This window comes from Actinokineospora sp. NPDC051303, from assembly GCF_055586285.1.
The window spans coordinates 102,450-117,446 of sequence record NZ_JBVJIN010000001.1 but is presented as its reverse complement, the minus strand read 5'-3'; the positions used below and the strand labels follow the sequence as shown (position 1 = coordinate 117,446).

Genomic DNA, 14,997 nt, shown 5'->3' with positions numbered 1-14,997 from the left:
ATGACGACCAGAGCACTGACCAGACCGATGGCGATCAGGCCGATGACCCTGCTGCTGGTGGCCGTGCTCGCGGGCACGCTGCCCGCGTGCGCGGCGACCGAGAAGGCCGTGACGATCATGGCTTCCTGGGTGGACAGCACCGAAGAGGCCCGCTTCACCGCGGTGCTGAACGCCTTCACCGCGAAAACCGGCATCAAGCACGACTACGTCGGCACCCGCGCCCTGGCGCAGGTGTTGCGGACGGACGTGCGCAACGGCACCCCGCCCGACATCGCGGTGCTGCCCAGCGCGGGCGCGGTGGCGACCTACGCGAAGGACGGCTCCGCCGTCCGGTTGGACGACATCGTGCGCCAGCCCGCCGACGAAGTCAGTCCACAGTGGACGGAATTGGAGCGGGCAGGCACACCGCACCGGTACGCGGTCACCGTGAAGGCTGATCTGAAAAGCATAATCTGGTTCAACCCGACCCAGCTTTCCGAAAGGCCGGAAACCGGCGCGGACCTCATGGCGCTTGGGCAGCGGCTCGCCGAGGGCGGCCGCACACCGTGGTGCCTCGGCGTTGGCGCCACCCCGGACGCGGGCTGGCCGGGCACCGACTGGATCGAGGACATCCTGCTGCACCAGGCCGGTCCGGACGCCTACCGGCGCTGGGCGGCCGGGCAGTTGCCGTGGACCTCGCCGGAAGTCCGGTCGGCGTGGACGACGTGGGGGCAGCTCATCGCGAGCCCGGCTGCGGTGCGCGGCGGGCCCAAGGCGGGGCTGCTCACCGAGTTCGGCGACGCGGGCCGTCCGCTGTTCACCGACCCGCCGGGCTGTCTGCTCGACCACCAGGCCTCGTTCATCGCCGAGGCGCCGCTCCGCTGGGCCCGGCGGCCAGACTCCCCGGCAGGGAACGGACTTCGACTTCTTCGCGTTTCCCGCCTTCGGCGCGGCTGAGCAGGCATGGGAGGTCTCCGCCGACCTCGCCACGCTGTTCAACGACACACCACAGGCGCGGCAGCTGATCGATTTCCTGGCGAGCGCCGAGGCCCAGGCGATCTGGCCGAGACTCGGCGGCGCGTTCTCGGTCAACCGAAAAGTCGGCGACGAGACCTACCCCGACGAGGTTGGCAAGCGGATCGCGCGGACCCTCACCTCGGACGAGACGCTGTGCTTCGACGCGTCGGACCTGATGCCGCCGACCATGCGGACGGCGTTCTACCGGGCCGTGCTGGAGTACCTGGGCGACCCGGCAGGTCTCGACACTGTGCTGGCACGCTTGGAGATCAGCCGCGCCGCGGCCGAGGACTGGCACGACGTCGCTTGCGGCGCGCGGTGAGCGACGTCGGCCACGAGGCTAGTAGCGTGTCGTGGCTAACTCTTGGGGTATAGGTGGTGGAGTTTGACGCGTGCGTCGTCGGTGGGTGAACTGCCAGCGGACCTGGCGTTGCTCGGTGTTGGTGGTGTGTTGCCAGGCGGCGAGTTCGGTGGTGAGGGTGTCGAGGTCGCTGATGCGGCGGTCGAGGCATTGCCGTGACAGTGCGGACAGTTCGATCTCGGCGATGTTGAGCCAGGATCCGTGTTTGGGGGTGTGGTGGATCTCCAGGCGCTGGGCCAGGGCGAAGGCCTCGCCAGGCTCGAAGGCCTCGTAGAGCGATGAGATGGTGTGGGTGCCCGAGGTTGTCCATGACCAGCACCACGGTCTCGGCGTCGGGATAGTCCACGGTCAAGAGTTCTTTGAGCTGCCCGGCCCAGTCGATCTTGGTTCGCTGGACGAGGGCGTGGACCCGGCGCCGGCCTTGCAGGGGCTGGGTCCACACGAAGATCGAGCAGGTGCCGCACCGGATGTATTCGCTGTCCTCGCGGGCGTTTCGGCCTGGCCGGGCGGGGAGTGGGTCGCGGACGTGGGCGAGTAGCTGGAAGGGTTTCTCGTCCATGCACACGACCGGGCGGGCGGGGTCGTGCGGCCGGGCGTAGACGGCGAGCACGTCCTCCATGCGGGCGGCGAACTCCGCGTTCGCCCGTGGCGGGATGTTCCAGCATTTCCTCAGGTGAGGGCGCAGTTCCGTTTTTTTAGGATCCGGCCGATGGTGGAGTAGTCCAGGTTCGGGATGTCCTCGGTGAGTTCGACGTGTTTTTCCAGCAGCCGCAACGACCATCGGGCATGTCCGGCCGGGGGCCGCGAGCATGCCAAGGCGATCAGCCGGGCCTCGACCTCACCGGTGACCGGGGACGGCACCGGCGGCAGGTCACGCTTCTTGCGCGAGATCGTGGCGTGAATCGTGAATGTCGCCGCCGGTCTCGGCGAATCGCTTGGCGACCAGTCGCAGCATCTCACCCGAGACCCCGAGCCGGGCCGCGATCACTTCCTTCGCGTCCACCTCGCCTGCCGAGGTATCCAACGCGAGCAGCACCCGCGCCCGCCTGATCGCCGACGCCGACCGCACACCCGTGACGGGCGGCCGAAGCAACTCCTCACGATCCCGCGCGGTCAACGTCACCGGCCGCTTCAACTCCGACACCACAACCATCCTCGTCCGGCAGGACACGGACCTGCCGAACAACAGCCTCCCAGTCACACGAGCCACAACTAAGCAGCGACACGCTACTAGTGCTCCGGCCATGAACGTTGGCCGGGTCGGCGCCACGCCGGTCAGGGTTCGTGCTTTGTGATCGGTGGTGGCGTCAGCCGGGTGGATGGCAGATCCGGTCCGGGGTGCGCAGGCTGGCCGACCATGAAGGGCAGCGGTTGCAGCCGGCGAACCTCACCGGACACAGCACTAGTCAGGCAGGTCCAAGGTCCAGCGGTATGCCTGGACCAGCCCGGAGTGGAAACCGGCCGCCGAGCCCCAGAGGAACAGGCGGAACTGCCGGTAGGCCGGTTCGCCCCAGCGGGTGACGATGTCGTCGTGGGCGGCGTCGAGGCGGTGTGCCCACGCTTTGCAGGTCAGGTAGTAGTTGTGCCGTTCGTCGTTGACCGAGCGGAGGTAGAACGGGGACTTCGCCACCTGGCGCAGGTAGTCGTGCAGGAGCAAGGGGGTGGAGACGCCGGGGTAGATGTAGCGGCTCATGAAGGTCGACATGCGGTGCTTGGCGCGCATGGCCAGCGCGTCGAGGTAGACCCGGCCGCCGGGGCGGAGGAGTTGCTGGTACTTGCGCAGGCTCGCGCGGTAGTCGGGCAGGTGCTCGGTGACGCCCATGTTGACGATCGCGTCGAACTTCTTGCCCGGCTTGTATCTCAGGATGTGCTTGCGCTCCACCCGGGCGGGCAGGTTCTCCCGGGAGATCAGGTCCTTGAGGTACAGCTCGGAGGGCTCCGACAGGGTGAGCGTGGTGACGTCGATGCCCTTGCGGCCCGCGTGCTCGACGAACGCGCCCCAGCCGCCGCCGACCTCCAGGACGCGGTCGCCGGGGCGCAGGCCCAAGTCCTCGATCGCGATGTCGAGTTTGCGGGTGACCGCGTCCTCCAGCGGCTCGTCGTCGGTCTTGAACGAGCCCTGGGTGTAGCAGCGGTGCCGGGTGTCGAGAAAGGACAGGAAGAACTCGGGGTCGCGGTCGTAGTGCGCGGTGATCGACCGCCGGTCGTGCTCGGTCTTCCCGCGCACGACCGAGGGCAGGAACCGGTTGACCCAGGCGATCGGATGGAAGTCGCCGAAGAAGCCGCGCACCGACAGCGCGGTGAAGATGTCGCCCTCGACGTCGAGACTGCCGTCGAGGTAGGCCAGGCCGACCTGCACTTGGTCGAGGGAGTTGAGCGCGGCCATGCCCGCCGAATCGCGCGCGATCAACTCGAAGGCCGGTTCCCCGGCTCCCAGCGTCCGCCCCGCCCCGGTCGGGGGCTGGACCCGGAATGGCACTTCTTCCCGGTTGCGGAAGAACGCCCGATAGCGCCGCTGAAAAGCGGCCCAATCCGCAGTCTGCGCCGTCACGGGCGTCAGCGTAGCAGCGGCGCACGGCCCGACCAAGCATTCTCGGCCCGACATTCCTCGGGGTGGCCCCTGGTCGCGACGATCACAATGCGGCGGCTGGCGAATGCCCGGAAAATGTCACTCCCCGGAATAACGCCATTCACCCAATGGGAATCACCTCAGGTCACCGGGACGATCTCCGCGCGGGTCAGCGCGCCGTCGGTGACCCGCAGCAGGCCCATGGTGCCGCGCGGCTGGCGGCGGCGGTCAGTCGGCGAGCCGGGGTTGAACACGCGCACGCCGTCGCCGGTCAGGTCCATGGGGATGTGCGAGTGTCCGAACACGACAAGGTCGGCGTCGGGGAAGCGGCGGCGCATTCGGGCGGTGCGACCGGCGGCCGGGCCGCTGTCGTGGATCATCGCGACCCGCAGCCCGGCCAGGTCCAGCTCCAGCGTCTCCGGGGCGCCCCAGGCCGCGACGTCCGGGCCGTCGTTGTTGCCCAGGACCGCGTGGACCGGGGCGTAGGCCGACAGCTCGTCAAGCACGTTGGCGGTGCAGACGTCGCCCGCGTGCAGGATGACCTCCACCGTCCGCAGCCGTTCGGCGACCGCGGCCGGGCAGGACTTCCACCGGCGGGGCGCGTGCGTGTCGGACAGGACCGCGATATCCATGCCCGCCATCATGCCGCACTCCACTATTCGTCGGAATCGACGGTCGAATAGCGGGCAACCCATCGGCAGTGTTCAAGGTCGCTAAACCCGAGGCCACCCGTTCAGGGGATACAGACGCCTTTCCCACGGCCGCTGACCTGGCGATTCTCTTTTCCGCTCACCCCAACGAGGGAGTAGCGCGGTGTGCTGGGCACATCCCCCGGGTAGTGCCTTGACAGCCGTTCGTTCGGTCGAATGGCTGTGCACCCGAGAAGGGAGGGACAGACATCGTGACGACTCGAATACCGCCGAATATCGCCGCGGTCGATTTCGGGGCGGGGGTGTCGGACGCGTGGCGCGCGATCGCCACCTTCGTCCCCAAACTGGTCGGCTTCCTGCTGATCATGCTGATCGGCTGGTTCATCGCCAAGGCGTTGGCCAAGGTGGTCGACAAGGTCCTCGAACGCGTCGGCTTCGACCGCGTGGTCGAACGCGGCGGCGTGAAACAGGCGCTGGCCCGGTCCAAGTACGACGCCTCGGACATCATCGCCAAGCTGGTGTACTACGCCATCCTGCTGCTCACCCTGCAGATCGCCTTCGGGGTGTGGGGCGCCAACCCGGTCTCGTCGCTGCTCGCCGACATCGTCGCCTGGCTGCCCAAGGCCGTGGTCGCGATCGTCATCGTGGTGATCGCCGCGGCGATCGCGTCGGCGGCGAAGGACTTCATCGCAGGCGCCATGGGCGGGCTGTCCTACGGGCGGGTCCTGGCCAACATCGCCTCGGTCTTCATCCTCGCCCTGGGCATCATCGCCGCGCTCAACCAGATCGGCGTCGCCACGACCGTCACCACCCCGGTGCTCATCGCCGTGCTGGCCACGGTCGCGGGTATCGCGATCGTCGGGGTCGGCGGCGGCCTGGTCCGGCCCATGCAGGAGCGCTGGGAGGGCTGGCTGAACAAGGCCGAGCAGGAGATCCCGCGCATGCGCGAGCAGGCGGAGTCGCACCAGCCCGCGCACCAGGCGGAGTCCGCGACCGCCCGCACCGAGCGGATGGCCAGCGCGGGCGCGTCCACCCCGGGCGCGACGGCCACCAGGCAGCCCGGCGGCGCGCCGCCGACGGCGAACCCGGGCAACCTCGGGCAGCCGCGCGGCCAGTGACGACATTCCCGAAAGAGAGGTAGGACAAGATGACCAACACCATCCAGTTCGCCGACCTGGCGGGCCACACGGTCTACGACTGCGACGGCAACAAGATCGGCGACGTCGGCCAGATGTGGTACGACGACGAGACCGGCAACCCGTCTTGGGTGAGCGTGCGCACCGGGCTGTTCGGCATGAACGAGTCGTTCGTGCCGATCGAGGGCCTGCGCGGCGCCAGCAGCGGCGACCTGCAGACCCCGTTCACCAAGCAGCAGGTCAAGGACGCGCCCAACGTCGACCCCGAGCACGGGCACCTCGATGAGACCGAGGAAGACCGGCTCTACCGCCACTACGGCGTCACCAACCGGCACGCCGCCCAGGAGCGCGCGACCGGTCAGCAGGGCATGGCCGGTCGGCAGGGCACGGCGGGCAGGCAGGGTCAGGGCACGATCGGCCAGCAGCGGGCGGGCACGCACGACACGATGGGCCGGGACAAGAAGCAGGCCGGGCGCACGGACGACGCGATGACCCGCTCCGAGGAGCAGCTGCGCGTCGGCACGGAACGCCGGGAGACCGGCCATGCCCGCCTGCGCAAGTACGTGACCACCGAGAAGCAGCGGATCGAGGTCCCGGTGACCCGCGAAGAGGTCCGGGTCGAGCGTGAGCCGATCACCGAGGCCAACCGCGACGCCGCGCTGTCCGGCCCGGACATCACCGAGGCCGAGCACGAGGTCACGCTGCACGAGGAGCGGCCCGTGGTGGACACCGAGACCGTGCCGGTGGAACGCGTCCGGCTCGCCAAGGAGCAGGTGACCGACACCGAGACGGTCGCGGGCGAGGTCCGCAAGGAGCACATCGAGGCCGACACGCCGCGCGACAAGGGCACCGGCCGAGGCCGAAAGCACTGACGCGCTCTTGCCAGAAAGTGGCGAGTGGGTCTGGTTCCGCTGCGGAACCAGACCCACTCGCCATTTCGGGCGCCGAACCGGTCAGGCGCCCGCCAACGCCACCCGCTCGTTGGGGACGCAGTGGGTCATCGTGATCCCGGAGACGTCCCTCGGGCCGTTCTGGCCGAGGTTGGCCAGCCGCTTGCGGTCCTCGTCGCCCAGGTCCTGGCCCGCCAGCGGCTCCAGGTGCGCAACGTCGCCCGGCGCGATGCCCAGACCGTCCCCGACGCGCAGGCCCAGCTCGTCTTCCACGAGCAGGAAGTGCCAGACCATGCGCTCCTGGATCGGCCGGTCGCACTGCGCGAGCTGGGTCACGAGGTTGCGCACCAGGTCGTCGCGCTCCCAGTCCTGCATAAGCCGGAACCGCTGACCGGCCTGCTGGTAGTCGTTGGCGCGCGGGATGCGCTTGCGGGTGAGCCTGCCCTCGATCAGCGGGCCCTGGTCGTCGTGGGTCGGGTACTGGCCCTCACGCAGGCCCCCGATGGTGGACGGCTCGTAGTTGACGTGCGGGTTCCCGCCCGCCTGGTCGACGTAGTAGGTCATCTGGCTGTCGCGCTGGTTGGTGCGCACGGGGGCGTTCTTCGGCTGGTTCACCGGCAGTTGCAGGTAGTTCGGGCCGACCCGGTAGCGCTGGGTGTCGCTGTAGGAGAAGGTCCGGCCCACCAGCATCTTGTCGTCGGAGAAATCCAAGCCGTCGACCAGCACGCCGGTGCCGAAGGCGATCTGCTCGTTCTCGGCGAAGAAGTTGCCCACGTTGCGGTCGAGCGTCATCCGGCCGACCGGCTTGGGCGGGAACAGCTCCTCCGGCCACGCCTTGGTGTCGTCCAGCGGGTCGAAGTCCAGTTCTGGGTGCTCGTCGTCGGACATGACCTGCACCAGCAGCTCCCATCGCGGGTGGTCGCCGCGCTCGATGGCCTCGTAGAGGTCACGGGTGGCGTGGCCGAGCTCCTCGGCCTGGATGACCGCGGCGTCGGCCTCGGTGAGGCTGCGCACCCCGGCCGCGGGCATCCAGTGGTACTTGACCAGGTGCGTCTCGCCGTTGGCGTTGACCCACTTGTAGGTGTTCACCCCGAAGCCCTGCATGTGCCGGTAGTCGGCGGGGATGCCGCGCGGGCTGAACAGGTTCACCAGCATGTGCATGGACTCCGGGGTCTGCGACATGAAGTCGAAGATCCGGTTCGGCGTCTGCCGGAAGGTCACCGGGTCCGGCTTGAGCGCGTGGATGACGTCGGGGAACTTGACCGCGTCCCGGATGAAGAACACGGCCAGGTTGTTGCCGACCAGGTCCCAGTTGCCGTCCTCGGTGTAGAACTTCACCGCGAACCCGCGCGGGTCCCGGGCGCACTCGGAGGAGTCCCGGCCGCCGATGACGGTCGAGAACCGGACCGCCACGTCGGTGCGCTTGCCGCGCTCGGAGAACAGCTTGGCCCGGGTGTAGCGCGCGATCGGCTCGTCGCCCCACGCCCCGTACGCCTCGAAGTGCCCGTAGGCGACGGCGCCGCGCGCGTGCACCACCCGCTCCGGGATGCGCTCGCGGTCGAAGTGGCTGATCTTCTCCAGGAAGTGGTAATTCTCCAGCGTGGCCGGGCCACGCGGCCCCACCGTCCGCTGGTTCTGGTTGTCATAGACAGGGTGCCCTTGGCGGTCGGTCAGCACCGGCCGGTCGTCGTCCGGTCCAGACCCGACACTGGAGACATCGGTCATGGCTGGGGCAGTCCTTCCTCACTGACATAGCGCTGACATACCGGTCGCAGTGCGACTACCCAGGCGCCGCACGCGGCAACCCCGGCGGTGGACAGCCGGGCGAGTGCGGCAGGAGCAGGCGGTCCGCGCTCAGCCCTGCTGCCGGTCGGGGTCATGGGGGCCGTCGAGTTCGGCGATGTCCTCGTCGGTGAGGGTCAGGTCGGCCGCGGCGATGTTCTGCTCCAGATGCGCGAGCGTGGCGGTGCCGGGGATGAGCAGGATGTTCGGCGAGCGCCGCAGCAGCCAGGCCAAGGCGACCTGGCGGTCCGTCGCGCCGTGCCGCCTGGCGACCGCGCGGAGGGCGTGGGCGGTCAGCGGCTGGAACCCGCCCAGCGGGAAGAACGGCACGTAGGCGATGCCCGCGCGGGCGGTCTCGTCGACCAGGGCGTCGTCGGCGCGGGACTCGATGTTGTAGAGGTTCTGCACGCAGGCGACCGGGGCGACGGACCGCGCCGCCGCGAGTTGGGCCGAGGTCGCGTTGCTGACGCCGAGGTCGCGGATCAGGCCCTGCTCGCGCAGTTCGGCCAGCGCGGCGAAGGACTCCGCGACCGGCGTCGAGTCGTCCATGATCCGCAGGTTGACCAGGTCGAGGCGCTCGACCCGGAGCCTGCGGAGGTTGTCATGGACGGCTGACCGGACCTCGCCAGGGGTCAGCGCGGGCAGCCAGCGGCCCGTGTCGTCCCGCCGCGCGCCGACCTTGGTGGCGATCAGCAGGTCGTCGGGGTAGGGGGCGAGCGCCTCGGCGATCAGCTCGTTGACGATGTGCGGCCCGTAGTAGTCCGAGGTGTCGATGTGGTCGACGCCGAGTTCCACCGCCCGCCGCAGCACGGCGATGGCGGCGGCGGGGTCGGCGGGCGGGCCGAAGACCCCGGGTCCGGCGAGGCGCATCGCGCCGTATCCGATTCGCGCGACCGCGGCCGCGCCCAGCGTTGCTCTCATGGCCGTAGACCATGCCCGGGCCGGGCGGGCGGTGTCCGGGATCGGCAGGAGGTTGCCAGCGGTTGCCCGCACCGGCGCCGGACGCGGAGACTGCGAAGGTGACCACGACCTCGGGAACCGTCACGATCGTCCACGGCGAGCGCCGACTGCACGAGCAGATCGCCCACCTGTTCGCGGCGGCGCGCACGGAGATCACGTGCGTGGCCAACGACCTGCACACCTGGGCCCTCAGCGCCGACTGGGACGGGAAGCCCGCGTGGGCTGGCCCCGACGCGCCCCGGGTGCGCAAGCTCTACCGCGGCGCCTTCCTGCTCGACCCGGCCCGCGCCCGCTTCGCCCAGCGGATGGCCGCCCGGGGCGCCCACATCCGGGTCACCACCCAGGAGCCCAACGAGACGGTCATCATCGACGGCCGGGTCGCCATCCTGGCTGGTGACAAGTCCCACGGCCCGCGCGGGTACAGCGTCGTCACCGTCCCCGAGGTGGTGCAGGCGGTGTCGTCGCTGTTCGAGGCGGCCTGGCAGGCGTCGACGGCGCTGGCGGACTGGACCCGCGAGCAGGCCGACCTGCGGGCGATCGCCCCGCTGGTGCTCGACCAACTCGCGGCGGGCAGCAAGGACGAGACCGCGGCGCGGGCCCTGGGCCTGTCGGTCCGCACCTACCGGCGGCGGGTGGCCGAGCTGATGACGGCCCTGGGCGCCGACACCCGGTTCCAGGCGGGCGTGCGGGCCCGCGAACTCGGCCTCACCTGACCGGCGCGTCAGCCGCGGCGGTGGCCCGCTTCGGCGCGGTCGCGGTCGGTCAGCACCGGCTCGATCTCGCGCTCCTCCTCCTTGTCCAGGGAACGGGTGTCGCGGGGCGGGAGGAACGGCTCGCGGTCGGTCGGCCTGCCCTCGGAGATCGTCTTGGCGCGGGCGATCTCCGCGTCGAGTTCCGCGCCGAGCAGGACGGCGAGGTTGCTGATCCACAGCCACACCAGGAAGCCGATGACGCCGCCGAGTGAGCCGTAGGTCTTGTTGTAAGAGCCGAAGTTCGCCACATACAGTCCGAACGCGACAGACGCGAGAACCCACACGGTGACCGCGAAGAGGCCGCCGGGGCTCAGCCAGCGGAACCGCGGGTGCCGGACGTTGGGCGCCGCCCAGTACAGGATGGCCAGCGCCAGGCTCACCAGCAGCGCGATGACCGGCCACTTGGCGATCTCCCAGATCCGCACGCCGGTCGACCCGATGCCCAGCGCGGACCCGAGCCGGTCGGCGATGCCCCCGGTGGCCACGACCCCGGCGGCGCTGACCGCCAGCAGCACGACCACGCCCAGGGTGATGGCCACCCGTAGCGGGATGGTCTTCCACACCGGCCTGCCCTCGGGCATCTCGTAGATGGAGTTCGACGCGCGCATGAACGCGCCGACGTAGCCGCTGGCCGACCACAGCGCCCCGACCAGACCGACGACGGCCAGCGGGCCCGCGATCGAGGCGTTGCCCTGGAGTTCGCGCAGCGCGCCGGTGATGATGTCGGCCGCGGCGCCCGGGGCGAGGGCGTTGACGTTGTCCACCAGCGTCGCCGTCGCCGACGGGCCGAGCATCGCCAGGACGGCGGACAGCACGATGATCGCGGGGAACAGGGACAGGACGCCGTAATAGGTCAGCGCCGCCGCCCAGTCGGTGAGGTTGTCCTTCTGGAACCCGCGCACAGTGCGTTTGAGCAGGGCCCACCACGAGCGGGCGGGCAGGTCTGTCGGGCTGTCGGTCATGGGCGCACCTCCGTGTCGACTCGCCGCCCCGGAACTACCCCGACCGCCCGCGCCGAAACCCCCGCGCGTTTCGCGGCGGCGCGGCGAGGGCACACCCGACACACGGGGGACGGGAGGTAGACATGCCGGGACGGGAAAGCCTGCCGAGCACGGTGCGCCGCTCGGACGCGCACGCGCAGCGCCTCTGGGTCGCCGCCCACGACTCGGCGATCGAGTCTTACGGCGAAGGGGAACGCGCGCAGCGCACCGCCTACGCCGCGCTCAAACACTCCTACGAGAAGGTCGGCGACCACTGGGAAGCCAAGGCGGAACGCGGGCCGTCCGACCGCCAAGCCGAGCGGCGGACGTCAAAACGGGGCGAGACCGCGGGCGGCGTCGACGCCAACGCGAGCAAGCGGCACCTCTACGACCTAGCCCGCCGCCTCGACGTCAAGGGCCGGTCCTCGATGAGCAAGAGCGAACTGGTCGAGGCCGTGCAGAAGGCCAACGACCGGGCCACCGCCCGAGCGCGGTCCTGACCCTGGTCCCACCCGGGGCGCCCGGGTGGGACCAGCGCGCCGTCAGTGGCTCGCCATGACCTGTTCGGCCCGGTCCCAGGCGCGGTGCAGGCCGACCGCGTCGAACAGGGCGGCGGTGAACGGCCGGGCCACCGACTCGCCCAGGACGATGCCCGGGGCGGTCACGTCGATGCCCGCGTCCCGCAGCACCTGCTCGCCGTCGCCCCAGGCGGCGATCGCCTTGCAGTGCCGGAACATCTCTTCCAGCAGGACCGACAGCTTCATGTCGGCCAGGCCCGCCGTGCCGTCCGCGACGACGATCGCGTCGTACTCGATGGAACGGGTGGCGAGCAGGGCACGCTCCACGGTCAGCTGCGTCCGCCCCTTCTTCAGCACCCCCGCGGTCTGCGCGACGACCCGCAGGATCGCGCCCTTGGCCTCCACCGCCCGCCGCAGCTTGCCGACGCCCGCGAGATCGGCATTGTCGGTGGCCACGACGCCGATGACCCGGCCGGTGATCGGCCCCGGGCCGGGCGGGATCTGCGACAGCGCCGGGGACACGACGGTGTCCGCCGGGGCGTTGCCGCTCGGCGCGGGCAACCCCAGGCCCGCGGCCACCCGCTCGCACAGCTCGGCGTCGATGTTGGCGAGGTTGGCCAGCATCCGCTCGCGGATCGCCTGCTCGTAGCACTTGGCCAGCTCGAAGGTGAACGCCTGGATCGTGTGCGTCCGCTCGACCGGCGACAGGCTGCGGTAGAACATCGCGGCCTGGGAGAAGTGGTCGGAGAAGGACACCGGGTTGGCGCGCTGCTTGCGGCCATCGACCTCCCGAGGCAGCTGCACGTAGCCGCCCTCGGCCTCGGTGGCCACCCGCGGCGAGCCGCCGTCGACGCTGTTGGGCAGATACGGCGCCAGTCCCTGGTGGACGGCCATCTGGTGCATCCCGTCGCGCAGGTTGTCGTTCACCGCCGCGTGCGGGCAGTTGATCGGGATCTGGGTGAAGTTGGGGCCGCCGAGCCGGGTGAGCTGAGTGTCCAGATAGGAGAACAGCCGAGCCTGCATCAGCGGATCGTCGGTGACCTCAATGCCCGGCACCAGATTTCCGGTGTGGAAAGCGACCTGCTCGGTCTCGGCGAAGAAGTTGGTGGGATTGCGGTCGAGGGTCAGCCTCCCGATCACCTGCACGGGGACCAGTTCCTCTGGGACAATCTTCGTGGGGTCGAGCAGGTCGATGCCCTCGAACGTCTGGTCCTCGGTGTCGGGCATGACCTGAATGCCCAGGTCGTACTCGAACGGCGCGCCCGCCTCGATGGAGTCGGCCATGTCTCGGCGGTGGAAGTCGGGGTCCACGCCCGCTGCCAGTTGTGCTTCCTCCCAGGTGAGAGAGTGGATTCCGGCAACGGGCTTCCAGTGGAACTTCACCAACGCGGTAGCTCCGTCGGCGTTGACCAGGCGGAAAGTGTGAACGCCGAAGCCTTCCATGGTGCGGAAGGAGCGCGGAATGCCTCGGTCGGACATGGCCCACATCACGTGGTGGGTCGCCTCGGTGTGCAGGGAGACGAAGTCCCAGAAAGTGTCGTGAGCGGTCTGCGCCTGGGGAATCTCGCGGTCAGGGTGCGGTTTGCCCGCGTGGATGATGTCGGGGAACTTGATGCCGTCCTGGATGAAGAAGACGGGCATGTTGTTGCCGACCAAGTCGAAGTTGCCCTCAGCGGTGTAGAACTTGACGGCGAAGCCTCGAACGTCCCGGACGGTGTCCGCTGAGCCACGTGAACCGAGGACTGTTGAGAACCTGGTGAACACTGGGGTTTCTCGGTTTTTCTCGGCCAGGAAGGCGGCTTTGGTTACTGAGGCGGCCTTTCCGTTGGCGACGAAGGTGCCGTGGGCCGCCGCGCCCCGGGCGTGGACCACGCGTTCGGGGATGCGTTCGTGGTCGAAGTGGGTGATCTTTTCCCGGAAATGGAAGTCTTCCATCAAGGTCGGGCCACGGGAGCCCGCTTTGAGCGAGTGGTCTGTGTCGGGGAGTCGCACGCCTTGGGCTGTGGTGAGGTAGTCGCCTGATTGGGCTCGTTGATCCTCTGTGGACGTCGCTCCCGTGGGGCTGACCGGCTCGGGGGCGGACTGGTCGCGTTTACGCCTCGGTGGCACGCGGTGCCTCCTTGATGAGATGGGGCCAAAGTGGGGGCTTACCCGCGTGTGCCTGCTGTCATGCGTGCTTGGGTGGGGGTTGCTCGATGGGGTGTCTTCTGTGGCTGGGTTCCTGGTGTGGCGTGGGTTGGTGGGGTTGCTCGGGGTTCCGTGGGTGGCTGGGTTGCGGGGGTTGCTCGATGGGGTGGAGTGGTTTCTTTGGGGCCCCTACGAAGGAAGATCCCGTCGTGGGAAAGACGGGTGGGGAGCCTTCGGCCCCACGACCACGGCCAGTTTAGGGATCTTCCTTCACCCCCAAAGAAACCACTCCACCCCATCGAGCACCTGGCGAGCGTGGGTGCGGCTTCGGTGGGGGGGCAGGTTCGCTGCTGTTCGTTCCGCACCATCGAGCACTGGGCGGGCGCTGGTTCGGCCTGGCAGGAACGCGGGTGGCCGGAACGCGGGGCTGGCAGAAGGCGGCCTAGCAGGAGGCCAGGCCCAGCAGAGTTGCCTGGTAGGAAGGCCAACTCCGACAGAGCCGTCTGACAGGAACGCGAGGCCAGCAGGAGGCCGGGCTGGCTGGCCAGCCCACACGAAGGCCAATCAACCAACGCTCCAGCCACGACCGCGACAGCCCTTGATTTGCCGCCCCACAGCCCCACAACAAAGCCCCACCCACCCTGGGGGCTGACCCCGCTCCAGTCTATCAAGCCAGGCCGACAATCCAGGTGAGAATGATCTTGCCTGTGGATAACTCGCCGCAGGATGTGGGGGGACACGCGGGTGTTCGGGATTGCCTGCGGGCGATTCGGCGGGGGGTGAGGTTGGTGGGGGGCGCGGTTCCGGTGGCCGTCAGGGGTCTTTGGGGGTGCTGGATGTCCAGGTGCCGTTGCTGGTGATGGTGGTGGTGATCGCGGTGGGGGTGGCTTCGATTGTCAGTGCTACTAGGCCGGTGAGGGTGTTGTGGTTGTGGTTTACCGCGTTGGTCAGGGCTTCGTCTGTGGCTGTGACTATGTCGTGGGCGGTGGTGGCCGCTACGGCCAGAGTGGTTAGCCAGGTGTGGATGTGGGTGCGCACCGCTGCCAGGTGGGCGGGGCGTGGGGGCATCATCACGGTGAGGGTCGCGCCCGCCGCGAAGGCGGCTGTGGGGGTGGGGCGCTGTGGGGGGTGGGATGGCTCTGGCGCCTTGGCATCTGGTGTCGACGCGATGGGCACCGGCTCGCCTCCCGTTTTGGGTCTTCTGTCTCAGGGAGGGAGTCGGTGGGTGGAATGGGGGCGTTACCCGGGCTGTCCAGTGGGCGGAAACGTGCTGATT

Annotated in this window: 15 protein-coding genes and 1 pseudogene; 6 read left to right on the top strand and 10 right to left on the bottom strand. The window is 69.4% G+C overall.

Annotation, left to right across the window (positions count from 1 at the left end; translation table 11 throughout):
- Both ACZ6SD_RS00570 and ACZ6SD_RS00565 read left to right on the top strand, forming a co-directional pair.
- Entirely contained in the window at nucleotides 1-936 is a 936-nt protein-coding gene (locus ACZ6SD_RS00570; RefSeq protein ID WP_465314741.1) for an ABC transporter substrate-binding protein, read from the top strand.
- A 247-nt stretch (nucleotides 937-1,183) separates the two neighbouring features.
- On the top strand, nucleotides 1,184-1,318 hold the full coding sequence (locus ACZ6SD_RS00565) for a hypothetical protein (RefSeq protein ID WP_465314740.1): 135 nt from the start codon (nucleotides 1,184-1,186) through the stop codon (nucleotides 1,316-1,318).
- 18 nt (nucleotides 1,319-1,336) lie between these two features.
- Here the strand turns inward: ACZ6SD_RS00565 and ACZ6SD_RS00560 are convergent.
- The 5 genes and pseudogenes from ACZ6SD_RS00560 to ACZ6SD_RS00540 all read right to left on the bottom strand — a co-directional run bounded on the left by ACZ6SD_RS00560 (nucleotide 1,337) and on the right by ACZ6SD_RS00540 (nucleotide 4,558).
- Nucleotides 1,337-1,916, bottom strand: a pseudogene (locus tag ACZ6SD_RS00560) (transposase).
- A 110-nt stretch (nucleotides 1,917-2,026) separates the two neighbouring features.
- Nucleotides 2,027-2,218, bottom strand: a complete 192-nt coding sequence (locus ACZ6SD_RS00555) for a helix-turn-helix domain-containing protein (RefSeq protein ID WP_465314739.1) — start codon at nucleotides 2,216-2,218, stop codon at nucleotides 2,027-2,029.
- 10 nt (nucleotides 2,219-2,228) lie between these two features.
- A complete protein-coding gene (locus ACZ6SD_RS00550; RefSeq protein ID WP_465314738.1) occupies nucleotides 2,229-2,501 on the bottom strand; it encodes a hypothetical protein in 273 nt (90 codons plus the stop codon).
- 258 nt (nucleotides 2,502-2,759) lie between these two features.
- Nucleotides 2,760-3,908 (bottom strand): class I SAM-dependent methyltransferase, encoded by a 1,149-nt coding sequence (locus ACZ6SD_RS00545; RefSeq protein WP_465314737.1) that lies wholly within the window; start codon nucleotides 3,906-3,908, stop codon nucleotides 2,760-2,762.
- 158 nt (nucleotides 3,909-4,066) lie between these two features.
- On the bottom strand, nucleotides 4,067-4,558 hold the full coding sequence (locus ACZ6SD_RS00540) for a metallophosphoesterase family protein (RefSeq protein ID WP_465314736.1): 492 nt from the start codon (nucleotides 4,556-4,558) through the stop codon (nucleotides 4,067-4,069).
- Between the two features lie 269 nt (nucleotides 4,559-4,827).
- Between ACZ6SD_RS00540 and ACZ6SD_RS00535 the strand changes: the two genes are divergently transcribed.
- Both ACZ6SD_RS00535 and ACZ6SD_RS00530 read left to right on the top strand, forming a co-directional pair.
- Complete coding sequence (locus ACZ6SD_RS00535) at nucleotides 4,828-5,694, top strand: membrane protein (RefSeq protein WP_465314735.1); 867 nt, start codon at nucleotides 4,828-4,830, stop codon at nucleotides 5,692-5,694.
- A 29-nt stretch (nucleotides 5,695-5,723) separates the two neighbouring features.
- Nucleotides 5,724-6,584, top strand: coding sequence for a DUF2382 domain-containing protein (locus ACZ6SD_RS00530; RefSeq protein ID WP_465314734.1), 861 nt, complete (start codon nucleotides 5,724-5,726; stop codon nucleotides 6,582-6,584).
- Between the two features lie 81 nt (nucleotides 6,585-6,665).
- Here ACZ6SD_RS00530 and ACZ6SD_RS00525 read toward each other — a convergent pair whose 3' ends face one another.
- Entirely contained in the window at nucleotides 6,666-8,327 is a 1,662-nt protein-coding gene (locus ACZ6SD_RS00525) for a catalase (RefSeq protein WP_465314733.1), read from the bottom strand.
- 129 nt (nucleotides 8,328-8,456) lie between these two features.
- Nucleotides 8,457-9,305, bottom strand: a complete 849-nt coding sequence (locus tag ACZ6SD_RS00520; protein ID WP_465314732.1) for an oxidoreductase — start codon at nucleotides 9,303-9,305, stop codon at nucleotides 8,457-8,459.
- A 98-nt stretch (nucleotides 9,306-9,403) separates the two neighbouring features.
- Here ACZ6SD_RS00520 and ACZ6SD_RS00515 point away from each other — a divergent pair, with 98 nt between their 5' ends.
- A complete protein-coding gene (locus ACZ6SD_RS00515) occupies nucleotides 9,404-10,057 on the top strand; it encodes a DNA-binding response regulator (protein WP_465314731.1) in 654 nt (217 codons plus the stop codon).
- 8 nt (nucleotides 10,058-10,065) lie between these two features.
- On the opposite strand, the gene ACZ6SD_RS00510 is transcribed toward ACZ6SD_RS00515, so the two are convergent.
- Entirely contained in the window at nucleotides 10,066-11,058 is a 993-nt protein-coding gene (locus ACZ6SD_RS00510) for a YihY/virulence factor BrkB family protein (RefSeq protein WP_465314730.1), read from the bottom strand.
- Nucleotides 11,059-11,180: 122 nt separating this feature from the next.
- Here ACZ6SD_RS00510 and ACZ6SD_RS00505 point away from each other — a divergent pair, with 122 nt between their 5' ends.
- Nucleotides 11,181-11,576 (top strand): ChaB family protein, encoded by a 396-nt coding sequence (locus tag ACZ6SD_RS00505; RefSeq protein ID WP_465314729.1) that lies wholly within the window; start codon nucleotides 11,181-11,183, stop codon nucleotides 11,574-11,576.
- Nucleotides 11,577-11,618: 42 nt separating this feature from the next.
- Here ACZ6SD_RS00505 and ACZ6SD_RS00500 read toward each other — a convergent pair whose 3' ends face one another.
- Nucleotides 11,619-13,703: a catalase gene (locus tag ACZ6SD_RS00500; protein WP_465314728.1), complete on the bottom strand. Its 2,085-nt coding sequence runs from the start codon at nucleotides 13,701-13,703 to the stop codon at nucleotides 11,619-11,621.
- A gap of 831 nt (nucleotides 13,704-14,534) precedes the next feature.
- Complete coding sequence (locus tag ACZ6SD_RS00495) at nucleotides 14,535-14,792, bottom strand: ATP-binding protein (RefSeq protein WP_465314727.1); 258 nt, start codon at nucleotides 14,790-14,792, stop codon at nucleotides 14,535-14,537.
- Nucleotides 14,793-14,997: the final 205 nt, after the last annotated feature.